The sequence below is a fragment of the Streptomyces sp. NPDC060366 genome, from assembly GCF_042725135.1.
Classification (GTDB): Bacteria; Actinomycetota; Actinomycetes; order Streptomycetales; family Streptomycetaceae; genus Streptomyces.
Genome location: NZ_JBHXDC010000016.1, coordinates 30,027 through 54,463, shown reverse-complemented (window position 1 = coordinate 54,463; position 24,437 = coordinate 30,027). Strand labels below are relative to the sequence as shown.

Here is a 24,437-nt window from a genome sequence, read left to right as displayed (position 1 = left end):
GAGCACAATAGGGGGACGTACGGCTGAAGGGGAACATGCCATGAGCGCCGAGGACCTCGAGAAGTACGAGACCGAGATGGAGCTGAAGCTCTACCGGGAGTACCGCGATGTCGTCGGTCTTTTCAAATACGTGATCGAGACCGAGCGACGCTTCTATCTCACCAATGACTACGAGATGCAGGTGCACTCGGTGCAGGGCGAGGTCTTCTTCGAGGTCTCGATGGCGGACGCGTGGGTCTGGGACATGTACCGGCCGGCCAGGTTCGTCAAGCAGGTGAGGGTGCTCACGTTCAAGGACGTGAACATCGAGGAGCTGAACAAGAGCGATCTGGAGCTGCCGGGCGGCTGATGAGGGTGGCGTGTGCCGATCAGGGCGGCGCGGTTGGCGTGGGCGGTGTGGGGGCTGGGCTGGCTGGGGTTTTCGTGGCGGTTGCGGCCTGTGTGACTCCTGGTGTGCTGGTGGGTGACGGAGTTATCCACAATCGGTGAGTTGTCCACAATGATCCGCCCGCTTCTGGTCTTCGCCTCAGAGTCGGTGCCGGAGGTGGTGCCGACATGAACGCGACGGGGGCACTCGGGCGGTACGGCGAAGGGCTGGCCGCGCGGCGGCTGGCGGCGGCGGGAATGACCGTGCTGGACCGCAACTGGCGGTGCGGCAGGACGGGCGAGATCGACATCGTCGCCCGCGACGGCGACGTGCTGGTCGTCTGTGAGGTGAAGACCCGCCGGGGAGGCTCCTTCGAGCATCCGATGGCAGCGGTGACGCCGGTGAAGGTGGACCGGCTGAGGCGCCTCGCGGCCTGCTGGCTGGAGAAGAGCGGCGGACCGCCCCCGGGCGGTGTGCGTATCGACCTGGTCGGGGTGGTGCTGCCCAGACGCGGCGCTCCGGTGGTCGAGCACGCCCGAGGGGTGGCCTGATGGGATTCGCGCGTGCGTGCTCCGTGGCGCTGGTGGGTGTCGAGGGCGTGGTGGTGGAGGTCCAGGCGGATCTCGAACCGGGCGTCGCGGCCTTCACCTTGGTCGGGCTGCCCGACAAGAGCCTGGTGGAGAGCCGGGACAGGGTCAGGGCGGCGGTGGTGAACTCCGGCGCGGAGTGGCCGCAGAAGAAGCTCACGGTGGGCCTCAGCCCCGCCTCCGTACCGAAAAGCGGATCCGGATTCGATCTCGCTGTGGCCGTCGCCGTGCTGGGAGCGGCCGAGCGCATCGAACCGCGGGCCATCGCCGACCTGGTGCTGATCGGTGAGCTGGGGCTCGACGGCAGGGTCCGTCCGGTACGAGGCATCCTCCCGGCCGTTCTCGCGGCCGCCGAGGCCGGCTACCACCAGGTGGTCGTGCCGGAGCAGACCGCGGGCGAGGCGTCCCTGGTGCCGGGGGTGTCCGTGCTCGGCGTACGGAGCCTGCGCCAGCTCATCGCCGTACTGACCGGTGAAACAGTGCCGGAGGAGCCAACGGTCAGCGACGAGGGGCGTCCGGATCCCATGCTCGCGGGCCTGATGGTGCCCGGCGCCGGGGTGGGGACGGGACTGGCTCCCGGCTTCGGCCGGCAGGGCACGCACCGCCCGGACCTCGCCGACGTGGCGGGACAACGGGGAGCCCGGACAGCCCTGGAGGTCGCTGCGGCGGGCGGACATCACCTGCTCCTGCAAGGGCCGCCGGGCGCGGGCAAGACGATGCTGGCCGAGCGGCTGCCCGCACTGCTCCCGGCGCTGACGCGACAGGAGTCCGTCGAGGTCACGGCGGTGCACTCGGTCGCCGGGATCCTGCCGCCCGGCGAACCTCTCGTACGTACGGCGCCCTACTGCGCACCGCATCACTCGGCGACCATGCAGTCCCTCGTCGGAGGCGGCAACGGGCTGGCGAGACCGGGCGCGGTCTCCCTGGCACACAAGGGTGTGCTTTTTCTGGACGAGGCGCCGGAATTCTCCGGCAAAGCTCTCGACGCGCTGCGCCAGCCCCTCGAATCGGGACAGGTCGTCATCGCGCGCAGCGCCGGAGTCGTACGGCTGCCCGCCCGCTTCCTGATGGTCCTCGCCGCCAACCCGTGCCCCTGCGGACGCCACACCCTGCACGGCGCCGGGTGCGAATGCCCGCCCTCGGCGATCCGCCGCTACCAGTCGCGTCTGTCCGGCCCCCTGCTCGACCGGGTCGATCTTCGGGTGGAGGTCCAGCCCGTGCACCGCGCGGATCTCATGGGCCAAGGCGGCAGGGGCGAGACGACGGAGGTCGTCGCCGAGCGGGTCGCGCGGGCCCGGCTGCGGTCGGCCCAACGGCTCGCGGGGACGCCATGGACGGTCAACAGCGAAGTGCCCGGTCATGAACTCCGTACCCGGTGGCTCACCGCACCCGGAGCTCTCGACGCCGCAGAGCGGGACCTCGAACGGGGACTGCTCACGGCCCGCGGTCTGGACCGGGTCCTGCGAGTCGCGTGGACGGTCGCGGACCTCGCCGGACGGGACCGTCCCGACGGCCGGGACGTGGGTCTGGCGCTGGAACTGCGCACCGGCATCGCCCGCGGCGCCGTGGCCACGATCGGAGAGGTGTCATGACCGCGGGGGTCGACGCCGACGAGCGACTCGCGCGGGCCGCCCTGACACGAGTGCTCGAGCCCGGCGACGAGAACGGCGGGCGGTGGCTGCGCGAGTACGGCGCCCGAGGGCTGATGGATCTACTCACCTCCCCCGCCAGGAGCAACGGCGAGGCCCTGGGGGAGGTCGGTCCACGCCGTATCAGCGGCCTCCGGGCGCGCGCGACGGCAGCGGCCCCCGATCGAGACCTGTCGGTCATCGCCGGGATCGGCGGCAGGTTCGTGTGCCCGGGAGACCAGGAGTGGCCGACACAGCTCGACGACCTGGGCACGGCACGCCCCATCGGGCTGTGGGTGCGCGGCAGGCCCGACCTGAGGCTCTGGTCCCTGCGCTCCGTCGCCATCGTGGGAGCCAGAGCCTGCACACCGTACGGGGCGCACATGGCGGGGAGCATCGCCTCCGGCCTGGCCGAGCGGGGCTGGGTGGTGACATCGGGCGCGGCGTACGGCGTCGACGGAGCCGCTCACCGGGGCGCACTCGCCTCCGGTGGCGCGACCGTCGCCGTCCTGGCCTGCGGAGTCGACGTGGTCTATCCGCCCGGACACGCGGAGCTGGTGCGCCGCATCGCCGAACAGGGCCTGGTCGTGGGGGAGCTGGCGCCCGGTGATCACCCGACCCGCAGCAGGTTCGTCCTCCGTAACCGGGTGATCGCCGCGCTCACGCGGGGGACGGTCGTGGTGGAGGCCGAGTACCGAAGCGGCTCGCTGGTCACCGCGCGCAGCGCACAGCGGCTCGGGCGGTTCACCATGGGAGTGCCGGGCCCGGCGACGAGCGGACTCTCGGCCGGGGTGCACGAACTGCTGCGAGGCGAAGGCGTGCTGGTCACGGACGCCGCCGAAGTGGCGGAACTGGTGGGGGACATGGGCGATCTCGCACCCGCCCGGCGCGGACCCGTCCTGGCCAGAGATCTGCTCGATCCTCTCGGCAGACGGATTCTCGACGCGCTCCCCGGTCGCGGCGCCCTCGTTACGCGGGACGTCGCGCGGGAGACCGCGACGACGGCCGACGAGGCCCTCGGCAAGCTGTACGAACTTCACTCCCTCGGGTTCGTACAACGGCACGGTGACGGCTGGCAGTTGACGCCGCGGACCACAAGCGCGGACGGTACGCGGCGAGCCGGTACTTGACCTGGGGCATTCGGGTGAAAAGGTGAGACAGGTGACCATCCCAGCTCTCCCGGCGGTGCGACAGCGGCCGATACGCGCGGTGTAGGCGGCGGTTCGCGACCTCGCGGCGCCGGCCCGGCCGTGCCTGTTCGGACAGGCGCTCTCCCCGTCTTCTCGCGCGCCGCGACCGCGCTGTCACGCTACGCTCACCAGGAATCCGGCCCAGACGTACTTTCCCTCACTTCACGGCAGAACGGCTCAAGGCAACGCATGCCCCAGCACACCTCCGGGTCCGACCGCGTGGCGGCGCCACCCCCGGCGCCCCCAGCGGCCCGCGGCGAAGTGCGACCCTCCGCCCCCTCGGCGCTCGACACCTTGTGGCGGTCGTACAAGTCCACGGGTAACGAGCGGCTGCGTGAACAGTTGATCCTGCACTACTCGCCGCTGGTGAAGTACGTCGCCGGCCGGGTGAGTGTGGGACTGCCGTCCAACGTCGAGCAGGCGGACTTCGTCTCCTCCGGGGTGTTCGGGCTCATCGACGCGATCGAGAAGTTCGACATCGAGCGGTCGATCAAGTTCGAGACCTACGCGATCACGCGTATCCGCGGCGCGATGATCGACGAACTGCGCGCGCTGGACTGGATCCCGCGCTCCGTACGCCAGAAGGCCAGGGCCGTCGAGCGTGCCTACGCCACCCTGGAGGCGCAGTTGCGGCGCACCCCCTCGGAGAGCGAGGTGGCCGCCGAGATGGGCATCGCCGTCGAGGAACTGCATGCCGTCTTCAGCCAGTTGTCGCTGGCGAACGTCGTGGCGCTGGAGGAGCTGCTGCATGTCGGCGGGGAGGGCGGCGACCGGCTCAGCCTGATGGACACGCTGGAGGACACGGCGGCGGACAACCCCGTCGAGGTCGCCGAGGACCGCGAACTGCGCCGGCTGCTCGCCCGCGCCATCAACACCCTTCCCGAGCGCGAGAAGACCGTGGTCACGCTCTACTACTACGAGGGGCTCACGCTGGCGGAGATCGGCAACGTCCTCGGTGTCACGGAGAGCCGCGTCAGCCAGATCCACACCAAGTCCGTGCTCCAGCTCCGCGCCAAACTCGCCGACGCGGGACGCTGAATCGTCACTGCCCCGCCTGCGCGAGCGGTCTCCGCCGTAGAGTGGGCGCGTGCCCAGGATTCGAGCGGCCTCCGTGGCCGAGCACCGGACCATGCAGCGCGGCGCCCTGCTTGACGCCGCACGCTCCCTCTTGTCCGAAGGCGGCACGGAGGCGCTGACCTTCCCCGCCCTCGCCGAGCGCACCGGCCTCGCCAGGTCGTCGGTCTATGAGTACTTCCGCTCGCGCGCGGCCGTTGTCGAAGAGCTCTGCGCCGTCGACTTCCCTGTCTGGGCCGCCGAGATCGAATTCGCCATGGCGGAGGCGCCGACCCCCGAGAGCAAGATCGAAGCGTACGTACGCAAGCAGTTGAGCCTCGTCGGCGACCGCCGCCACCGCGCGGTGGTCGCCATCTCCGCGAGCGAACTCGACGCGGGCGCCCGGGAGAAGATCCGGGCGGCGCACGGCGGCCTCATCGCGATGATCGTCGAAGCCCTCGGGGAACTGGGCCACGAGCAGCCGAGGCTGGCCGCGATGCTGCTCCAGGGCGTGGTGGACGCCGCCGTGCGGCGGATCGAGTTGGGCGCGGCCGAGAACCCCGTGGTGATCGCCGAGGCGACGGTGTCCATGGTGCTCCAGGGCGTACGCGGTACCTGACGCCCGTACGACTCTGCTGCCGCACCCACGCGGCGGCCGCCAGCAGGGCCACGGCGTGCAGGGCGTCCCCCGCCGCCGCCGCGGCGGCGGTCTCCTCGGCCACGATCGCCGCACTTTCTGGGAGATCTTCCGGCAGCGAGGGCGGTCGCGATCCTGTCGGCGCGTCCGTGGAAGTCGGCTCGGGGACCCCGAACACCGGCAGCAGGCGCGCCGGGCCGCCGTCGAGCAGATTGTCGGGTAGCAGGGACAGCGGGTCGAGATAGGTCTCGCCCCGCAGCAGCCCCCAGTGCAGACAGCCGCCCGCGCAGTGGAACGGGCCCGGTCCCAGGACGGCCACGACCTGGCCCGCCGCCACCTCGTCGCCCTCGGCGACAAGGGCCGTCACCGGTTCGTAGGTGGTGCGCAGCGGCGGCTGTCCGGTGCCGGTGAGCGTGATCGAGAGCACGCCGCGTCCGGCCACCATGCCGGTGAAGGACACGCGGCCGGGGGCGGCAGCGCGGACGAGGGTGCCCGCGGGGGTGGCGATGTCCACTCCCCGGTGGCCGGGGCCGTACGGCGAGGCGGGCGGCTCCCACCCCCGTACGACGGTCGGCCGCGGCCCCACCGGCCAGGCCCGGTCGCCGCTGACGCCGTTGGCGGCAGCACCGTTACCGGTCCCGTCGCCCGTGGCGGTGTCGGAGGCGGCACCTTTACTCCCTCCGGGAGCGGCCGTGGTCGCCTCGGAGCGGGCGTCGGCGCCCGTACCCACCTCCTCGTCGTCCGCCGCCCGCGCGTCGGACGAGGGGGCGAACAGGGCGGCCGCCACCACCCCCGCGAGCGCGGCGACACCGGCGCGGACGCACAGGGAGATGAGCCGCCGCCGACCCCGGCGGCCGGGTCGGGCGGAGACGCGGATGAGTAGTTCGTCGACAGTGATCATGCGGCTCACGCTGCCGCAGTCGGCCGATTCAAGTGGATCATGCTCGGATCCTGTGGATAACCGGGCCATTGTGTATATCTCCGTCACCCTCGCACTCCGTCGCCGGGCGCTGTGCGGGTCCCGTACACTTCCTGTGGCGATCCGGGTCACCGGATCGACTTCGCACGCCCCGCCGCCGGCCTTCTCGCCGGTGTCCGCGCTTCTCGGTCCCTAGTGGCAAAGCGTTCCGGGGCGTCAGGCGCGACCGCCGTCCGGCGGACGCGACAACCGAGTACCTCAAGGAGTACGGCCATGGCCGTCGTCACGATGCGGGAGCTGCTGGAAAGCGGCGTCCACTTCGGTCACCAGACCCGTCGTTGGAACCCGAAGATGAAGCGCTTCATCTTCACGGAGCGCAACGGCATCTACATCATCGACCTGCTCCAGTCGCTGTCGTACATCGACCGCGCCTACGAGTTCGTCAAGGAGACCGTCGCGCACGGCGGCTCCATCATGTTCGTCGGTACGAAGAAGCAGGCCCAGGAGGCCATCGCCGAGCAGGCGACGCGCGTCGGGATGCCGTACGTCAACCAGCGCTGGCTGGGCGGCATGCTCACCAACTTCTCCACCGTCTACAAGCGCCTTCAGCGTCTGAAGGAGCTCGAGCAGATCGACTTCGAGGACGTGGCCGCCTCGGGCCTCACCAAGAAGGAGCTCCTGGTCCTCTCGCGCGAGAAGGCCAAGCTGGAGAAGACCCTCGGTGGTATCCGCGAAATGCAGAAGGTGCCCAGCGCCGTCTGGATCGTCGACACCAAGAAGGAGCACATCGCCGTCGGTGAGGCGCGCAAGCTCCACATCCCGGTCGTCGCGATCCTCGACACCAACTGCGACCCCGACGAGGTCGACTACAAGATCCCGGGCAACGACGACGCGATCCGCTCCGTCACCCTGCTCACCCGCGTGATCGCCGACGCCGTCGCCGAGGGCCTCATCGCCCGCTCCGGTGCCGCCACCGGCGACTCCAAGCCGGGCGAGAAGGCCGCCGGCGAGCCCCTCGCCGAGTGGGAGCGCGACCTCCTCGAAGGTGACAAGAAGGCCGACGCGGAGAAGTCCGCCGACGCCGACGCGGCCCCGGCCGACGTCCAGACCTCCGCCGAGACGGAGAAGGTCGCCGACGCCGAGCAGGCCGACGAGGCCGCCGCTCCGGCCGAGGCCCCCGCCGCCGAGGTCACCGAGGCTCCGGCCGCGGACGCCGACAAGGCCTGACCTCAAAGGTTCGGTTGCTGACGGCGGGGGCCACGGCCCCCGCCGTCCACCCGTAGATCTTCGACTTCCGAGAGAGACTTACAGACATGGCGAACTACACCGCCGCTGACGTCAAGAAGCTCCGCGAGCTCACCGGCGCCGGCATGATGGACTGCAAGAAGGCCTTGGTCGAGGCCGACGGCGATGTCGACAAGGCCGTCGAGGTACTCCGCGTCAAGGGCCAGAAGGGCGTCGCCAAGCGCGAGAGCCGCAGTGCCGAGAACGGCGCGGTCGTCTCCCTCGTCTCCGACGACAACACCTCCGGTGTCCTGCTGGAGCTGAAGTGCGAGACGGACTTCGTCGCCAAGGGTGACAAGTTCCAGGCCGCCGCCAACGCGCTGGCCGCGCACGTGGCCGCGACCGGCCCCGCCGACATCGAGGCACTGCGCGCCTCCGAGATCGAGCCCGGCAAGACCGTCCAGGCATTCGTCGACGAGGCCAACGCCAACCTCGGCGAGAAGATCGTCCTGGACCGCTTCGCCCAGTTCCAGGGCGACGGCAGCTACGTCGGCACGTACATGCACCGCACCATGCCCGACCTCCCGCCGCAGGTCGGCGTCCTGGTCGAGCTGGACAAGGGCAGTGCCGACGCCGCGACGGCCGCCGCCGTCGCCAAGGACGTCGCGCAGCACATCGCCGCGTTCGCGCCGAAGTACCTCACCCGTGAGGACGTTCCGGCCGACGTCGTCGAGAACGAGCGCCGCGTGGCCGAGGCCACCTCCCGCGAGGAGGGCAAGCCCGAAGCCGCGCTGCCCAAGATCGTCGAGGGTCGCGTCAACGGCTTCTTCAAGGAGGTCACCCTCCTCGACCAGCCGTTCGCCAAGGACAACAAGAAGTCCGTCAAGAAGGTCCTGGACGAGGCCGGTGTCACGCTGAAGCGCTTCGCGCGCATCCGCGTCGGCGCCTGACGTTCCGGTCATCGTCCCGGGGCCGAGCACCCGGGACAGCGCAGTCGTACGCGATCGACGGTGGACCCCGCTAGGGTCTACTGCAGCCGCCGGCCGAACACGCGCCGGACGGCCGCAGATCTGACGAGGAGGCCATTGCCGCTAGGGACACAGACCCACCGGCAATGGCCTTCTTCGTATGTGCACGAGGAGATCCCCATGAACAAGGGCGCGGACGCCACCCAGTCCACCGACGACAACAGCGACCCCGGCAAGAAAGCCGGGCGCTTCATGCTGAAACTGTCCGGTGAGGCGTTCGCCGGCGGGGGAGCGCTCGGCGTCGACCCCGACGTCGTACACGCCATCGCCCGCGAGATCGCCGCCGTCGTGCGGGACGGGGCGCAGATCGCCATCGTCATCGGCGGAGGCAACTTCTTCCGCGGCGCCGAACTCCAGCAGCGCGGCATGGACCGGGCCCGCTCCGACTACATGGGCATGCTCGGCACGGTCATGAACTGCCTTGCCCTCCAAGACTTCCTGGAGAAGGAAGGCATCGACTCGCGCGTGCAGACCGCCATCACCATGGGGCAGGTCGCGGAGCCCTACATCCCGCTGCGCGCCGTGCGGCATCTGGAGAAGGGACGCGTCGTCATCTTCGGCGCGGGCATGGGGATGCCGTACTTCTCCACCGACACCACCGCCGCCCAGCGCGCCCTTGAGATCGACGCCGAAGCGCTGCTGATGGGCAAGAACGGCGTGGACGGGGTGTACGACTCCGACCCCAAGACCAACCCCGACGCGGTGAAGTTCGACGCGCTGGAGTACGGCGAGGTGATCACCCGCAACCTCAAGGTCGCCGACGCCACTGCCGTCACTCTCTGCCGCGACAACGCGCTGCCGATCCTTGTCTTCGAACTCCTCACGGAGGGCAATATCGCGCGCGCCGTCAAGGGTGAGAAGATCGGCACGCTCGTGAGCGACCAGGGCACCCGGGCCTGAACTCGGGCTGCCCCGCACGGGGATGGACAAAGCCCTGCCGGTCGGACACCGTGCAGGAAAGAAGACGCGACGCAGGTTCCGCCGGCCCTGTAAGCACACCGGGCCCACTCAAGACACGCAGGAGCAAGTGGTGATCGAAGAGACCCTCCTCGAAGCAGAGGAGAAGATGGAGAAGGCCGTCCTGGTCGCCAAGGAGGACTTCGCCGCGATCCGCACCGGTCGTGCGCACCCGGCGATGTTCAACAAGATCGTGGCGGACTACTACGGTGCGCTGACCCCGATCAACCAGCTGGCCTCGTTCTCGGTGCCCGAGCCGCGTATGGCCGTGGTGACCCCGTTCGACAAGAGCGCGCTGCGCAACATCGAGCAGGCCATCCGCGACTCCGACCTCGGGGTGAACCCGAGCAACGACGGAAACATCATCCGGGTGGTGTTCCCCGAGCTCACGCAGGACCGCCGCAAGGAGTACATCAAGGTCGCCAAGACCAAGGCGGAGGACTCGAAGATCTCGATCCGCTCCGTGCGCCGCAAGGCCAAGGAGACGATCGACAAGCTGATCAAGGACGGCGAGGTCGGCGAGGACGAGGGCCGCCGCGCCGAGAAAGAGCTCGACGACACCACGGCGAAGTACGTCGCCCAGGTCGACGAGCTGCTCAAGCACAAGGAAGCCGAGCTGCTCGAGGTCTGATGAACGACTCTTCCTGGGGGGCCCCGCCGACCGCCGGCTACTGGGGACCGCCTGACCAGGGGGCTGCCCCGGCGGGTCCCGCATACGATGAGCTTGACGCACAGCAGACTCGGCCCATGCCCATCGTGCCCGACGTACCCGCGAACGGCGGGGCCCAGGATGACGACCGGGGGGCTGCTCGGCCGGGCGGCCCCCTGTTCCGTGACGAAACGCCGCAGGAGCCCATGTCCGCCACTCCGCCACCTCCTCCGAAGAAGCGGGCGGGCCGCGACCTGCGTGCGGCCATAGGGGTCGGTGTGGGGCTCGGCGCGGTGATCGTGGCATCCCTCTTCATCGTGAAGGCCGTGTTCATCGGCGTCATAGTGGTCGCCGTCGTCGTCGGGCTGTGGGAGCTGACCTCCCGTCTCAACGAGAAGAAGGGCATCAAGGCGCCTCTCGTCCCACTCGCGGTCGGTGGCGCCGCGATGGTCGTCGCCGGCTACGTACGGGGCGCGGAAGGCGCCTGGGTCGCGACCGCGCTCACGGCACTCGCCGTGCTCGCCTGGCGCATGACGGAGCCGCCCGAGGGCTATCTCAAGGACGTGACGGCGGGCGTCTTCGCGGTGTTCTACGTGCCCTTCCTCGCGACGTTCGTCGCGATGATGCTCACGGCGGACGACGGCGCGCAGCGCGTCCTCACCTTCCTGGTGCTGACCATCGTCAGCGACACCGGGGCGTACGCGATCGGCTGGCGCTTCGGCAGCCACAAGCTGGCGCCGCGCATCAGCCCCGGCAAGACCCGTGAAGGTCTCTTCGGCGCAGTGGGATTCGCCATGGTGGCGGGCGCACTGTGCATGCAGTTCCTCATCGACGGCGGCACCTGGTGGCAGGGCCTGCTGCTCGGCCTCGCCGTTGCGGCCAGTGCCACGCTGGGTGACCTGGGCGAGTCGATGATCAAACGGGACCTCGGGATCAAGGACATGGGCACGCTGCTGCCCGGTCACGGCGGCATCATGGACCGCCTCGACTCGCTCCTGCCGACGGCACCGGTCGTGTGGCTGCTGCTGGTGGTGTTCGTCGGCTCGGGCTGAGCCGTATCCGTACCGGTTACCCTGGTAAGGCCCGCCGTCCTGGACGGCGGGCCTTACTGCGCTCCGCGGTCGCGGAGCCCGTCACATGAGGTCTCCTGGCACCGGCAGCGTGCCCGCGTCCCTCCCGCGGTCGGCGGGGAACACCGGCCTCGTCGTACCGAGGAGAAAACAGCTCATGGCACCGCCCAATCCCGGAGAACTCACCTTCGTCGCGCCCCGTGGCGCCAAGAAGCCGCCGAGGCACCTCGCCGACCTCACACCGGAGGAGCGCCGCGAGGCCGTGGCGGCGCTGGGCGAGAAGGCGTTCCGTGCCAAGCAGCTCTCGCAGCACTACTTCGCGCGGTTCGCGCACGACCCCGCCGAGTGGACGGACATCCCCGCCGCCGCACGCGAGAAGCTCGCCGCGGAGCTGCTGCCCGACCTGATGTCCGTGGTGCGGCACATCTCCTGCGACGACGACACCACCCGTAAGACGCTGTGGCGGCTGCACGACGGCACGCTCGTCGAGTCCGTCCTGATGCGCTACCCGGACCGCGTCACCATGTGCATCTCCTCGCAGGCCGGCTGCGGGATGAACTGCCCGTTCTGCGCCACGGGGCAGGCGGGTCTCGACCGCAACCTGTCCACGGCGGAGATCGTGCACCAGATCGTGGACGGCATGCGCGCGCTGCGCGACGGTGAAGTTCCCGGCGGCCCCGCGCGGCTGTCCAACATCGTCTTCATGGGCATGGGTGAACCGCTCGCCAACTACCGCCGCGTCGTCGGGGCGATCCGCCGGCTGACCGACCCCGAGCCGGACGGCATCGGACTCTCGCAGCGCGGCATCACTGTCTCGACGGTGGGCCTGGTGCCCGCGATGCTGCGATTCGCCGACGAGGGCTTCAAATGCCGCCTCGCCGTCTCGCTGCACGCGCCCGACGACGAGCTGCGCGACACCCTCGTGCCGGTCAACACCCGTTGGAAGGTGCGGGAGGTGCTGGACGCCGCCTGGGAGTACGCGGAGAAGTCCGGCCGCCGGATCTCCATCGAGTACGCCATGATCCGCGACATCAACGACCAGGCGTGGCGGGGCGATCTGCTGGGCCGGCTGCTCAAGGGGAAGCGGGTGCACGTCAATCTGATCCCGCTCAACCCGACTCCCGGATCCAAGTGGACGGCCTCCCGCCCGGAGGACGAGAAGGCATTCGTCGAGGCGATCGCGTCCCACGGGGTGCCGGTGACGGTGCGTGACACCCGCGGTCAGGAGATCGACGGGGCGTGCGGTCAGCTGGCGGCGACGGAGCGCTGAGCGCGGCGAAGGGCCCCGACGGGGCCCATGTACGCTGGGTTCGAACGAATTACATATTCCGACAGGGGAGCGCCACAGCGCTGAGAGTGCGGCAGAGGCTCGGACGAGCCTCACGGTCGCAGACCCTCTGAACCTTGCCCAGGTCATTCTGGGTAGGAAGTTCGGACATCACTCAAGCTGTTGCGCCCTGCCCTGCTCCGGTCCGCCGGTGCGGGGCAGGGCCGCGTCTTCTCCTGGACATCCCAGGAGGAATTCAGTGCGTACCACGAAGAGAATGGCGGCCGGCGCCCTCGCCGCCGCGCTGGGCGTCTCCGGGCTCGCCGCGTGCGGCGGCGAGTCCGACGACTCCACGTCGTCGGACGGCGCGAAGTCCAAGAATGTGACGCTGGTCGCCCATGACTCGTTCGCCGCCTCGGACTCCGTACTGAAGGAGTTCACCGAACAGACCGGTTACACCGTCAAGGTGCTGAAGAGCGGCGAGGCGGGCGAGGCGCTCAACAAGGAGATCCTCACCAAGGGTGCGCCGCAGGGCGACGTCTTCTTCGGCGTCGACAACACCCTGCTCTCCCGCGCCCTCGACAACGGCCTGTTCACGCCGTACGAGGCGAAGGGCCTCGACCAGGTCCGCGCCGACGTACGGCTCGACGACGCCAAACACCGTGTCACGCCCGTCGACACCGGCGACATCTGCGTCAACTACGACAAGAAGTACTTCACCGACAAGAAGCTGGCCCCGCCGCAGTCCTTCGCCGACCTGACGAAGCCCGCCTACAAGGACCTGCTCGTCGTCGAGAACGCGGAGCAGTCCTCACCCGGCCTCGGCTTCCTCCTCGGCACCGTCGCCGCGTACGGGGACGACGGCTGGCAGGGCTACTGGAAGCAGCTCAAGGCCAACGGCGTCCAGGTGGTCGACAGTTGGGAACAGGCCTACAACGAGGAGTTCTCCGGCTCGGCGGGTGGCAAGAAGGCCAAGGCGGAGCGCCCCCTCGTCGTCTCGTACGCGTCGAGCCCGCCCGTCGAGGTCCTGTACGCCGACCCGCAGCCCAAGGAGGCGCCGACCGGCGTCGCCACGGGCACCTGCTTCCGGCAGATCGAGTTCGCGGGACTGCTCCAGGGCGCGAAGAACGGGGCGGGTGGCAAGGCCCTGCTGGACTTCCTGGTGAGCAAGACCTTCCAGGAGGACATGCCGCTCAACATGTTCGTGAATCCGGTCGTCGACGGTGCGAAGCTGCCCGCGCTCTTCACCGACCACGGCGCCGTGGTCGACAAGTCGGAGACCGTGGCCCCGGAGAAGATCGCCAAGAACCGTGACGAGTGGATCCAGTCGTGGTCCTCACTCGTCGTCAAGTAGTCGCGAAGGGCGCCTTGGAGGGCGACACGACCACGCGTACGGACGCGGGGCCGGTCGTCCGGGGCCCGGGCGGAGGGGCGGGGCGAGGACGGGGCCGGGAGGCGGGCGCCGCGGTGCGCGCCGCACGGCGACGGGGCAGCGTCGTACGGCTCTGCCTCATGGCCGTCCCCGTCGCGTTCTTCGCGGTCTTCTTCGCGTACCCCGTCACGGCGATCGTCGCCCGCGGGCTGAAGGTGGACGGCTCCTGGCACTGGGGCCGGTTCGGGGACGTGCTGAGCCGGCCCGACATCCGCCAGGTGCTCTGGTTCACGACGTGGCAGGCCGCGGTCTCCACCGCCCTCACTCTGCTGATCGCGCTCCCCGGTGCCTACGTCTTCGCGCGCTTCGAGTTCCCCGGCAAACAACTCCTGCGCGCAGTCGTGACCGTGCCGTTCGTCCTGCCGACCGTCGTCGTCGGCACGGCGTTCCTCGCGCTGCTGGGGCGCGGCGGCCCGCTCGACGAGCTGTGGGGTGTCCGGGCGGACACGACGGTGTGGGCGATCCTTCTCGCGCATGTCTTCTTCAACTACGCGGTGGTCGTCCGCACCGTGGGCGGCCTCTGGGCGCAGCTCGACCCGCGTCAGGAGGAGGCCGCGCGGGTGCTCGGCGCCGGCCGGCTCGCGGCGTGGTGGCGAGTGACGCTGCCCGCGCTCGGCCCCGCGGTCGCCGCCGCGGCGCTGATGGTCTTCCTCTTCACGTTCACCTCCTTCGGCATCGTCCAGATCCTGGGCGGCCCGGCGTACTCCACCCTGGAGGTGGAGGTCTACCGGCAGACCGCGCAACTTCTCGACCTGCCCACCGCCGCCGTCCTGACGATGGTGCAGTTCGCCGCTGTCGGCGCGATTCTGGCGCTGCACGCCTGGACCGTACGCAGGCGGGAGACGGCCCTGAAACTGGTCGACCCCGCCCTGACGGTGCGCAGGCCGCGCGGAGCCGGCCAGTGGGCGCTGCTCGCCGGCGTGCTCGGCACCGTCCTCCTGCTGATCCTGCTGCCCCTCGGCGTACTGATCGAGCGGTCGCTCGACGGCCCCGCCGGGTACGGCTTCGACTACTACCGAGCGCTCCGTTCGGTGGAGGCGAGCGGCGGCACCTTCCTCGTACCGCCCCTGGAAGCGGTCTGGAACTCCCTGCGGTACGCCTTGACGGCGACGGTCATCGCCCTAATCGTGGGCGGGCTGGCCGCCGCCGCTCTCACCCGACGGGCGGGGCGCCTCGTACGTGGCTTCGACGCGCTGCTGATGCTCCCGCTCGGCGTCTCCGCCGTGACCGTCGGCTTCGGGTTCCTGATCACGCTCGACAAGCCGCCGCTGGACCTGCGGGCGTCGTGGATCCTGGTGCCGCTCGCCCAGGCGCTGGTCGGCGTCCCCTTCGTCGTACGGGTGATGCTGCCCGTACTGCGCGCCGTGGACGGGCGGTTGCGGGAGGCCGCGGCCGTTCTCGGGGCCTCGCCATTGCGTGTGTGGCGGGAGGTCGATCTTCCGATGGTGCGGCGGGCGGTACTGGTGGCCGCCGGATTCGCCTTCGCCGTCTCGCTGGGTGAGTTCGGTGCCACGGTCTTCATCGCGCGACCGGACCGGCCGACGCTGCCGGTGGCGGTCGCCCGGCTGCTGGGGCGGCCCGGTGATCTCAACTACGGGCAGGCGATGGCGCTGAGCACGGTGCTGATGGTGGTGTGCGCCGTGTCGCTGCTGGTGCTCGAACGTATCCGTACCGACCGCTCCGGAGAGTTCTGATGGCCCTGCTCACTCTTGAGGACGTGACCGTGCGATTCGGGCGGCGTACGGCGCTCGACGCGGTGGATCTGGAGATCGCCGCACACGAGATCGTCTGTGTGCTGGGGCCGAGCGGCAGCGGCAAGTCAACCTTGCTGCGCGTCGTCGCCGGGCTTCAGCCGCCGGACGCGGGACGGGTGTTGCTGGAGGGGGCCGACCAGGCGGGGGTGCCGGTGCACCGGCGCGGCGTAGGGCTGATGTTCCAGGACCACCAGCTCTTTCCGCAGCGTGACGTCGGCGGCAACGTCGCCTTCGGAATGCGCGTGCGTGGCGAATCGCGCGGCGAACAGCGGCGACGTGTCGACGAGTTGCTCGATCTGGTCGGCCTGCCGGGCGCCCAGAGCCGCGCCGTCGCTGCGCTGTCCGGCGGCGAGCAACAGCGCGTGGCACTGGCGAGGGCGCTTGCCCCTCGGCCCCGGCTGCTCATGCTCGACGAGCCGCTCGGTCAGCTCGACCGGAGTCTGCGCGAGCGCCTGGTCGTGGAACTGCGCGGCGTGTTCGGCCAGTTGGGTACGACGGTGCTCGCCGTCACGCACGACCAGGGCGAGGCCTTCGCGCTCGCCGACCGGGTCGTGGTGATGCGTGACGGACGCGTCGCCCAGACCGGCACGCCGGTGGAGGTCTGGCAACGGCCGGCGTCCGCCTTCGTGGCGCGCTTCCTGGGCTTCGACAACGTCGTGGCGGCCACCGTGGACGGTGACACCGCCGACACGCCCTGGGGCAAGATCCCGGTGCCCGACGCCTCCCCCCAGGGCTCACGCGCGCTGTTGGTGCGTCCCACCGGGGTACGGCTCGGCGCCCCCGAGGACGGACTGCGCTGCACCGTCGGGGCCCGCACCTTCCGCGGCAGTCACGTCGCCGTCCTGCTGCGCCCCGAGGACGGGCCGGAGATCGAGGCGGAGTGCGGCCTCCGCGACGTACCCGACGAGAGTGCGAGGGTCGGGGTCTCCTTCATCGCCGAGGACGTGGTGGTCCTGGACGAACGGGAGCCGGACTCGACCGACGTCGCGAAGGGCGAGGCCCCAACGGGCGACAACGGGGCGCACTGACGCGACCTCACCCGGTGCGCGCCGGGTCGGTCAGCTGGAGAGCCGGGCCAGGGCCTCGGGGACCTCGGCCACCGAGTCGACGAGCGCGATGCGTGATTCCATCGAGCGCTTCCGCGCCAGCGACGTGAGCAGCGGCCAGGCCGGCAGCCGCTCCGTCCAGTGCGTGCGGTCGACGAGGACCATGGGCGTCGGCTCGCCACGTGACTCGTAGTAATTCGGCGTCGCGTTGTCGAAGACCTCCTGGACGGTGCCCGCAGCGCCGGGCAGGAAGACGACGCCGGCGTTGCAGCGGGCGAGCAGACCGTCCTCGCGGGTCGCGTTGGCGAAGTACTTCGCGATGTGGCCCGCGAAGGCGTTCGGCGGTTCGTGGCCGTAGAACCACGTGGGGATACCCACGGAGCCGTCGCCCCCGGGCCAGCGGCCCCGTACCTCGAAGGCGGCGCGCGCCCAGTCGGAGATCGACGGGCTGAACGACGGTGTCTTGGCGAGGATTTCGAGGGCCTCGTCCAGCATCTCGTCGGGATGCGGGGCCGCGTACGCGCCCAGGTTGGCGGCCTCCATGGCACCGGGGCCGCCGCCGGTCGCGACGGTCAGCCCCGTACGGGCCAGGTCGCGGCCGAGGCGGGCCGCTCCCGCGTACGCGTCCGTACCGCGCGCCATGGCGTGGCCGCCCATCACGCCGACGACCCGTGCGCCAGCGAGATGTTCGTCCAGGGCATCCGAGATCGCGTCGTCGTGGACCGACCGCAGCATCGAGGAGAGTATGTCGCCGTCGGCCTTGGTGCGCTGAAACCACTCGTAGGCGAGCGCGTCCGGCGTCGCCTCGTACCCGCCCTCGTCCAGCCTCTCGAAGAGTTGCTCGGGCGAGTAGAGCAGGCCCCGGTACGGGTCGAACGGGAGATGCGGGACGGGCGGGAATACCAGGGCCCCGTCGCCCCGTATCTTCGCCGCGGCGTCGGGCGCCATCGGGCAGCCGAGGAAGACCGTTTCGGAGGTGTCGGTGGACAGCAGGGCGAGCGTACGGCCCGTCAGGTCGACCGACTGGACCCGGAAGCCGCTGAGCGTCCCGCCCAGGATCACCTGGTCGAACTCGTCGAGGGATTCGATCTCGCGATCCAGGCCGTCCGCCCGGTGCTCCCAGGGTCCCTGGGGGCTCTGCGCCGCCGCCTGTTGTGCTTCATGTCCGTCGTGTCCCGCGCCGTTCGCCATGCGGACACGATAGGCCCCCGTTCGGACAGGGAGCCTGAGTTCGGGAAGGCGGCCGGTTCAGCCGGTGAGCGGTACGGCGGCCAGCGCGGCGATCATCCACGTCAGCGGTCCGAATACGGCGAGCAGCGCTCCCGCCCTCAGCGCCGCCGCGGTACGCAGGAGCCCCGTGGGCGCGCCGACCCGTACCATCGCGGCCGTCGTGTCTGTGCGGGCGTGCTTGGCCTCCAGGACCGCCATCAGCAGCGTCGCGACGGTGCAGCCCACGACAAGTGTGGCGCCGAGGCCGGTGAGCGGCCCGAACGGGCGCTCGTCGCCGGGGCCGTACAGCGCCGCGGCGGCGAATCCGCCGGAGATCACCGCGCAGACCACGCCGAGCGGTCGGCCGATCCGCACCGCCTCGTCCATCAGGATCCGCCCCGCGAGCAGTCGCGTCGCACCGGGGCGCAGCATTTGGAGGAGTTGGCCGCAGAGGTACGCGATGCCGGGACCGGCGAGGGCCAGGCCCAGCGCCGTCAGTGACCAGCCGGCCAGGACACCGGCCGGGCTGCCTTCGAACCGTCCCGGCATCGGCAGGGGCGATCCGGAATCGGCTCTGCTCGCGTAGGTCTCGACGGCGAGCCCCGCCGCGGTGAGTGCGACGCCCCAAGGGAGCCCCGACGGTGCGGGCTTGGGCGTCGCGGGCAGTTCGCTATCGGTGTGTTCGGCCCGCCCCGTCGTACGCGGACGCAGGGCGAGTCCGGTGGCCGCGCCGGCGAGGACAGGTACGACGGCGAGCAGCGTGAGGGCGGCGGCCAGGGGCAGCGGCTGTCCCGCGCCGAGCAGATCGGCCGCGGCACCGTCGAAGGGGAGCCCCGTGATGTCGCCACGCAGGTGAAGGAAGAACAGCAGCGCCACCATGCTGCCGACGGTGCAGGAAAGAGTGGTCGACGCGGCGGCGAGCGCGGTGAGTTGAGCCGGGCCGAGGCCGACGGCGGAGAGACCGGAACGTGGCCGGGTGCTCGGGTCCGCACGCGCTACGGCGACCGCGAACTGCAGCGTCGCGGCGAGCGGGAGCACGCACCACAGCAGCCGCAGCAGTGATCCGGAGGGGTGGTTCACGGCCCAGCCCAGGGTGCACAGGAGGAGGAAGCCGACCCCCGCCGACGCCGCGGCCACCAGCAGCCTGCGCAGCAGGACGAGGGGGTGGCTGCCACGGGCTAGACGGAGAGCGAGCACGCTGCCTGGCCTTCCGCCTCGGTCGGCCGCAGGGCGCCCACGCGGTGGCCGTCGACCAGGGTGACGATGCGGTCGGCGAGCGTCGATACCTCGTCATCGAGGGTGGCGAGGATGACGGTGATGCGGTGCGAGCGCGCCGCGGTCGTCAACGTGCGCAGGACCTGTGCGCGCTCGGCGGCGTACAGCGGCGCTGTCGGCTCGTCGGCGAACAGTACGGAGGGCGTGCTGACCAGGGCGCGGGCGACGGCGACGCGTTGGCGCTGCGACTGGAGCAGGGCGTGCGGACGCTTGCCGGCGCACATACCGACGTCGAGCCGCTCCAGCCACTCCATGGCCGCCGCCTTCGCCGCGCGGCGGGAGGAGCCGCGCAACAGCAGCGGCAGGGCCGCGTTCTCCCACGAGGTGAGCTCCGGGACCAGGACCGGATCCGAGTCGATCCATCCGAAACGGTCGCGCCGGAGCCGTTCACGCAGCGACGGGGGCATCGTGTGGACGGCGGTGCTGTTGAACCAGACCTCGCCCTCCTCCGGGACGAGCTGACCCGAGAGACAGCGCAGCAGGGTCGTCTTGCCACTTCCGCGCGCGCCGGTGACGGCGAGGATCTCTCCCTCGCGCACACCGAGCGAGACGCCGCTGAGCGCGGGTGAGCCGTTGTGCGAATGGTGCAGGGAACGCGCCCAGAGCACGTCGTTGTCCGGCGGGGCAACCATGGCGTACACCTCGGTTCGGATCAGGCTCGGTTCAGAGATGACGTACCGCGCCCCGTCCGGGGGAACGAAGGCGAAGCCGATCGGTCACTGCACCGTAAAGATCGCGAACGAGGAGCGCGGACAGCACGCGGCCCGGGTGCCCCCTTTGCACTCGAACGGGGGCACCCGGGCCGTCATGAGGATCAGGCGCGGGTACGGCACCTACGGGGCGGCCCGCGGCACCCGGTAGGTGCCGTACGCCGCCCCGTACGCTGCGGGGATCAGAGCTTCGTCCAGGCCTCCGTCAGCACTGTGCGCAGGATCTGCTCGATCTCGTCGAACGTCGACTGGTCGGAGATCAGCGGCGGCGCGAGCTGTACGACCGGGTCGCCGCGGTCGTCGGCGCGGCAGTACAGCCCGCTCTCGTACAGAGCCTTGGAGAGGAAGCCGTAAAGGACGCGCTCCGTCTCCTCGTCCGTGAACGACTCCTTGGTGACCTTGTCCTTGACGAGCTCGATGCCGTAGAAGAAGCCGTTGCCCCGTACGTCGCCGACTATCGGCAGGTCGTGGAGCTTGCGCAGCGTCGAGAAGAAGGCGTCCTCGTTGTCCAGCACATGCTGGTTGAGGCCCTCACGCTCGAAGATGTCGAGGTTGGCCAGGCCGACGGCCGCGGAGACCGGGTGGCCGCCGAAGGTGTAGCCGTGCAGGAAGGTGTTGTCACCTTTGTAGAAGGGCTCGGCGAGACGGTCGGAGATGATGCAGGCGCCTATCGGTGAGTAGCCCGACGTCATGCCCTTCGCACAGGTGATCATGTCCGGTACGTAGCCGAACTTGTCACAGGCGAACATCGTGCCGACCCGGCCGAACGCGCAGATGACCTCGTCCGAGACGAGCAGCACGTCGTACTGGTCGCAGATCTCGCGGACCCGCTGGAAGTAGCCCGGCGGGGGCGGGAAACAGCCACCGGCGTTCTGCACCGGCTCCAGGAAGACGGCGGCGACCGTGTCCGCGCCCTCGAAGAGGATCTGCTGTTCGATCTGGTCGGCGGCCCAGCGGCCGAAGGCCTCCGGGTCGTCGCCGTGCAGCGGGGCGCGGTAGATGTTGGTGTTCGGCACCTTGCGGGCGCCGGGGACCAGCGGCTCGAACGGGGCCTTCAGGGCCGGCAGCCCGGTGATGGACAGCGCCCCTTGCGGCGTGCCGTGGTAGGCGACGGCGCGCGAGATGACCTTGTACTTGGTGGGCTTGCCCGTCAGCTTGAAGTACTGCTTGGCGAGCTTCCAGGCGGTCTCGACCGCCTCGCCGCCGCCGGTGGTGAAGAAGACCTTGTTGAGGTCCCCGGGCGCGTAGTTGGCCAGTCGCTCGGCAAGCTCGACCGCCTTCGGGTGGGCGTAGGACCATACGGGGAAGAAGGCGAGTTCCTGAGCCTGCTTGTAGGCGGTCTCGGCCAACTCGTGGCGCCCGTGGCCCGCGTTGACCACGAACAGGCCGGAGAGGCCGTCCAGGTAGCGCTTGCCCTTGTCGTCGTAGATGTAGGTGCCCTCACCACGCACAATGGTGGGCACGGGTGCGTTCTCGTACGACGACATGCGGGTGAAATGCATCCACAGGTGGTCGTAAGCGGTTTTGGAGAGGTCCTTGCTCACGGCTATCGGGTTCCCCACATGTAGGTCTGCTTCTTCAGCTTGAGGTAGACGAAGCTCTCGGTGGAGCGCACGCCGGGGAGCGCGCGGATCCGTTTGTTGATGACGTTCAGCAGGTGGTCGTCGTCCTCGCAGACGACCTCCACCATCAGGTCGAAGGAGCCCGCGGTCATCACCACGTACTCGCACTCGGCCATCTCCGTAAGCGCGTCGGCCACGGAGTCGAGGTCGCCCTCGACGTTGATGCCGACCATCGCCTGGCGCAGGAAACCGACGGTCAGTGGGTCGGTCACGGCAACGATCTGCATGACCCCTTGGTCGAGCAGCTTCTGGACGCGCTGGCGTACGGCCGCCTCGGAGAGGCCGACGGCCTTGCCGATCGCGGCGTAGGGGCGCCGTCCGTCCTCCTGAAGCTGTTCGATGATCGCGAGGGACACGGAGTCGATCGTCGGCGACGATCCGTTGCCGTGCCCGTTCCTGGGGTCTGCGCTGCGACTGGCCACGCGCTCACTGTGCACCGCGCCTCGTCTGTCTCGCAACCCTCGAGCGATGAAATTCGTTGTGTAAGGGTCAGGATATGACTGAATCCGAAGTTAGGAGGGGTCGGGCCTGTCGAAAGCGTCGGCGGAACGCTTAAGGTGGGGTGTCTCACCCATCGGACATCCGGCATGACTTCTGTAAGGAGGGGTGGCAGTGACCACCGAGCTGCGCCGTCTGCGTAACTACATCAACGGGGAGTTCCGGGACGCGGCCGACGGACGGACCATCGAGGTGGTCAACCCGTCCACGGGCGAGGCTTACGCCACGTCCCCGCTTTCCGGCCAGGCCGACGTCGACGCCGCGATGGAAGCCGCCGCCGCGGCCTTCCCTGCCTGGCGCGACACCACCCCGGCCGAGCGTCAGAAGGTGATGCTCAAGATCGCGGACGCGATCGAGGAGCGCGCCGAGGACCTGGTCGCCGCCGAGTCGGAGAACACCGGCAAGCCGCTCGAGCTGACCCGGACCGAAGAGATCGGGCCGATGGTGGACCAGATCCGCTTCTTCGCGGGTGCGGCGCGCATGCTCGACGGCCGCTCGGCCGGCGAGTACATGGACGGTTTCACCAGCATGGTGCGGCGTGAGCCCGTGGGCGTCTGCGCGCAGGTCGCGCCGTGGAACTACCCGATGATGATGGCCGTCTGGAAGTTCGCCCCGGCGCTCGCCGCGGGCAACACCGTCGTACTGAAGCCGTCGGACACCACCCCCGCCTCCACACTGCTGATGGCGGAGATCATCGGCGCGATCGCGCCCAAGGGCGTCTTCAACGTCATCTGCGGCGACCGCGACAGCGGTCGCACGATGGTCGAGCACGCGACTCCGGCGATGGCCTCGATCACCGGCTCCGTACGGGCCGGGATGCAGGTCGCCGAGTCCGCATCCAGGAGCCTCAAGCGCGTGCATCTGGAGCTGGGCGGCAAGGCGCCCGTCGTGGTCTTCGAGGACCTCGACAGCGAGGCGATCGCCAAGGCCGTCGAGGAAATCTCGGTGGCCGGCTTCTTCAACGCCGGGCAGGACTGTACGGCGGCGTGCCGCGTCCTGGTGCACGAGTCGATCCACGACGAGTTCGTGACGGAGCTGGCCAAGGCCGCCGCCGGTACCAAGACCGGTGCTCCTGATGACGAGGACGTGCTGTACGGGCCGCTGAACAACGCCAACCAGTTGAAGCATGTCTCGGGCTTCATCGAGCGGCTGCCGGCCCATGCCAAGGTCGAGGCGGGCGGTCACCGGGTCGGCGACAAGGGGTACTTCTACGCGCCGACCGTCGTCTCGGGGCTCAAGCAGGACGACGAGATCATCCAGAACGAGGTGTTCGGGCCGGTCATCACCGTCCAGTCGTTCACGGACGAGGCGCAGGCGCTGGAGTACGCGAACGGGGTCGAGTTCGCCCTCGCGTCCTCGGTGTGGACGAAGGACCACGGGCGCGCGATGCGCATGTCCAAGAACCTGGACTTCGGCTGCGTGTGGATCAACACGCACATCATGCTGGTCGCGGAGATGCCGCACGGCGGCTTCAAGCAGTCGGGCTACGGCAAGGACCTGTCGGCATACGGCTTCGACGACTACACGCGCATCAAGCACGTGATGACATCGCTCGACGCGTGAGATACGAGGGCTGACGCATCGGATCGACGGGTCGGTCGCCGCGAGGCGACAGGCTCGTCGACCCGTCAACTCGCGCACACGTCGCCCGAGTTGCTTTCCCCGGGGCGGGGCACGGACACGCTGGTGGTCCGTGCCCCGCCCCGTCTGTCGTGGGCCGCGTCTGAGAGGGTCGCGAACATGACCGAGATACACGTCCACGGCGAACGGGTGGGCCCCGCCGTGACCCTGGGGCTGCTGGTGGCCTGGGCTCTGCACGATGCCGAGGAACTGGCCACCGGGCCCCGTTGGATCAGCGAGAACCTGCCCGCGCTGCGGGAGCGGATCCCCGGCGTGCCGGAGCCGGTGTGGAGTGCCATGGCCGCCGTCGAGCCACGCGAGTTCGCCGTGGCCGTCGGGATAATGGCTGCCTTCGTCGGCTCCGCGGCCCTGGCGGGGCACCGTACGGGGGGCCGGTCCGGCTTCTACCAGGGGCGCTGGACGGATTCGGACTGCACGGTCTGGTGCATCTCGCCCAGGCCGCCGCCGTACGGGGGTACACGCCCGGGTCCGTCACGTCCCCGCTGATCGTGGTGCCGTTCACGCTGTGGGCGCGGGGGCGGCTGCGGCGGGCCGGGGTGCTGAAGCCGGCGCGGGCGCGCGACATCGCCTTGGGGCTGGCCGTAGCCGGGGGTGCCACCGCGATCTCGCACGCCGTCGCGCGCGGGGTGGTCGGGGGCCGCTGAACTCCGGCCCCGTTCGTGGCGGTTGGGGCG

21 protein-coding genes, 2 pseudogenes and 1 riboswitch are annotated in these 24,437 nt (G+C 70.1%); of the genes and pseudogenes, 17 read left to right on the top strand and 6 right to left on the bottom strand.

What is annotated here, in order from left to right:
- The first annotated feature begins 40 nt into the window (after nt 1-40).
- From ACFWHU_RS30010 to ACFWHU_RS29985, 6 genes are all read left to right on the top strand, one after another.
- The gene (locus tag ACFWHU_RS30010; protein WP_003965949.1) at nt 41-349 is read left to right on the top strand and encodes a DUF2469 domain-containing protein; all 309 of its coding nucleotides are present in this window, start codon (nt 41-43) and stop codon (nt 347-349) included.
- Between the two features lie 206 nt (nt 350-555).
- A complete protein-coding gene (locus ACFWHU_RS30005; protein WP_078074837.1) occupies nt 556-918 on the top strand; it encodes a YraN family protein in 363 nt (120 codons plus the stop codon).
- Nucleotides 918-2,546, top strand: a complete 1,629-nt coding sequence (locus ACFWHU_RS30000; RefSeq protein ID WP_387228622.1) for a YifB family Mg chelatase-like AAA ATPase — start codon at nt 918-920, stop codon at nt 2,544-2,546. Before ACFWHU_RS30005 ends, ACFWHU_RS30000 begins: the two co-directional genes overlap by 1 nt.
- On the top strand, nt 2,543-3,712 hold the full coding sequence (gene dprA, locus ACFWHU_RS29995) for a DNA-processing protein DprA (RefSeq protein ID WP_387228620.1): 1,170 nt from the start codon (nt 2,543-2,545) through the stop codon (nt 3,710-3,712). Before ACFWHU_RS30000 ends, dprA begins: the two co-directional genes overlap by 4 nt.
- 249 nt (nt 3,713-3,961) lie before the next feature.
- A complete protein-coding gene (gene whiG / locus ACFWHU_RS29990; RefSeq protein WP_385798533.1) occupies nt 3,962-4,810 on the top strand; it encodes an RNA polymerase sigma factor WhiG in 849 nt (282 codons plus the stop codon).
- 73 nt (nt 4,811-4,883) lie between these two features.
- Nucleotides 4,884-5,444 (top strand): TetR/AcrR family transcriptional regulator, encoded by a 561-nt coding sequence (locus ACFWHU_RS29985; protein ID WP_385798705.1) that lies wholly within the window; start codon nt 4,884-4,886, stop codon nt 5,442-5,444.
- 310 nt (nt 5,445-5,754) lie between these two features.
- Here the strand turns inward: ACFWHU_RS29985 and ACFWHU_RS29980 are convergent.
- Nucleotides 5,755-6,363, bottom strand: a pseudogene (locus ACFWHU_RS29980) (peptidoglycan DD-metalloendopeptidase family protein); the annotation flags it as partial.
- 291 nt (nt 6,364-6,654) lie between these two features.
- Between ACFWHU_RS29980 and rpsB the strand changes: the two are divergent.
- From rpsB to ACFWHU_RS29935, 9 genes are all read left to right on the top strand, one after another.
- On the top strand, nt 6,655-7,608 hold the full coding sequence (rpsB, locus tag ACFWHU_RS29975; RefSeq protein WP_387228617.1) for a 30S ribosomal protein S2: 954 nt from the start codon (nt 6,655-6,657) through the stop codon (nt 7,606-7,608).
- Between the two features lie 86 nt (nt 7,609-7,694).
- Nucleotides 7,695-8,555, top strand: coding sequence for a translation elongation factor Ts (tsf, locus tag ACFWHU_RS29970; RefSeq protein WP_385798529.1), 861 nt, complete (start codon nt 7,695-7,697; stop codon nt 8,553-8,555).
- A 198-nt stretch (nt 8,556-8,753) separates the two neighbouring features.
- The gene (gene pyrH / locus ACFWHU_RS29965) at nt 8,754-9,533 is read left to right on the top strand and encodes a UMP kinase (protein WP_078074827.1); all 780 of its coding nucleotides are present in this window, start codon (nt 8,754-8,756) and stop codon (nt 9,531-9,533) included.
- Between the two features lie 130 nt (nt 9,534-9,663).
- Entirely contained in the window at nt 9,664-10,221 is a 558-nt protein-coding gene (gene frr / locus ACFWHU_RS29960) for a ribosome recycling factor (RefSeq protein ID WP_078074826.1), read from the top strand.
- Nucleotides 10,221-11,291, top strand: coding sequence for a phosphatidate cytidylyltransferase (locus ACFWHU_RS29955; protein WP_387228613.1), 1,071 nt, complete (start codon nt 10,221-10,223; stop codon nt 11,289-11,291). Before frr ends, ACFWHU_RS29955 begins: the two co-directional genes overlap by 1 nt.
- A 175-nt stretch (nt 11,292-11,466) precedes the next feature.
- On the top strand, nt 11,467-12,579 hold the full coding sequence (rlmN, locus tag ACFWHU_RS29950) for a 23S rRNA (adenine(2503)-C(2))-methyltransferase RlmN (RefSeq protein WP_385798526.1): 1,113 nt from the start codon (nt 11,467-11,469) through the stop codon (nt 12,577-12,579).
- A 53-nt stretch (nt 12,580-12,632) separates the two neighbouring features.
- Nucleotides 12,633-12,756, top strand: a riboswitch (TPP riboswitch).
- A 97-nt stretch (nt 12,757-12,853) separates the two neighbouring features.
- Nucleotides 12,854-13,930, top strand: a complete 1,077-nt coding sequence (locus tag ACFWHU_RS29945) for a thiamine ABC transporter substrate binding subunit (RefSeq protein WP_387228721.1) — start codon at nt 12,854-12,856, stop codon at nt 13,928-13,930.
- Between the two features lie 158 nt (nt 13,931-14,088).
- Nucleotides 14,089-15,702, top strand: coding sequence for an ABC transporter permease (locus ACFWHU_RS29940; protein ID WP_387228719.1), 1,614 nt, complete (start codon nt 14,089-14,091; stop codon nt 15,700-15,702).
- Between the two features lie 5 nt (nt 15,703-15,707).
- On the top strand, nt 15,708-16,790 hold the full coding sequence (locus ACFWHU_RS29935) for an ABC transporter ATP-binding protein (RefSeq protein WP_387228717.1): 1,083 nt from the start codon (nt 15,708-15,710) through the stop codon (nt 16,788-16,790).
- A 30-nt stretch (nt 16,791-16,820) separates the two neighbouring features.
- Here ACFWHU_RS29935 and ACFWHU_RS29930 read toward each other — a convergent pair whose 3' ends face one another.
- The 5 genes from ACFWHU_RS29930 to ACFWHU_RS29910 form a co-directional block, all read right to left on the bottom strand.
- The gene (locus ACFWHU_RS29930) at nt 16,821-17,999 is read right to left on the bottom strand and encodes an LOG family protein (RefSeq protein WP_387228611.1); all 1,179 of its coding nucleotides are present in this window, start codon (nt 17,997-17,999) and stop codon (nt 16,821-16,823) included.
- A gap of 57 nt (nt 18,000-18,056) precedes the next feature.
- Nucleotides 18,057-19,214 carry a hypothetical protein gene (locus ACFWHU_RS29925; RefSeq protein ID WP_387228609.1) on the bottom strand — a complete coding sequence of 386 codons (1,158 nt, stop codon included), beginning with the start codon at nt 19,212-19,214 and terminating at the stop codon, nt 18,057-18,059.
- On the bottom strand, nt 19,196-19,924 hold the full coding sequence (locus ACFWHU_RS29920; RefSeq protein WP_387228607.1) for an ABC transporter ATP-binding protein: 729 nt from the start codon (nt 19,922-19,924) through the stop codon (nt 19,196-19,198). The genes ACFWHU_RS29925 and ACFWHU_RS29920 overlap by 19 nt, the downstream gene beginning before the upstream one ends.
- A gap of 260 nt (nt 19,925-20,184) precedes the next feature.
- On the bottom strand, nt 20,185-21,564 hold the full coding sequence (locus ACFWHU_RS29915; protein WP_385798518.1) for an aspartate aminotransferase family protein: 1,380 nt from the start codon (nt 21,562-21,564) through the stop codon (nt 20,185-20,187).
- Nucleotides 21,549-22,061: an Lrp/AsnC family transcriptional regulator gene (locus tag ACFWHU_RS29910; RefSeq protein WP_078074818.1), complete on the bottom strand. Its 513-nt coding sequence runs from the start codon at nt 22,059-22,061 to the stop codon at nt 21,549-21,551. Before ACFWHU_RS29910 ends, ACFWHU_RS29915 begins: the two co-directional genes overlap by 16 nt.
- 175 nt (nt 22,062-22,236) lie before the next feature.
- On the opposite strand from ACFWHU_RS29910, the gene ACFWHU_RS29905 reads away from it, so the two are divergent.
- Nucleotides 22,237-23,685 carry a gamma-aminobutyraldehyde dehydrogenase gene (locus ACFWHU_RS29905; RefSeq protein WP_385798515.1) on the top strand — a complete coding sequence of 483 codons (1,449 nt, stop codon included), beginning with the start codon at nt 22,237-22,239 and terminating at the stop codon, nt 23,683-23,685.
- 177 nt (nt 23,686-23,862) lie between these two features.
- A pseudogene (locus ACFWHU_RS29900) lies at nt 23,863-24,407 on the top strand (HXXEE domain-containing protein).
- The last annotated feature ends 30 nt before the right edge of the window (nt 24,408-24,437 follow it).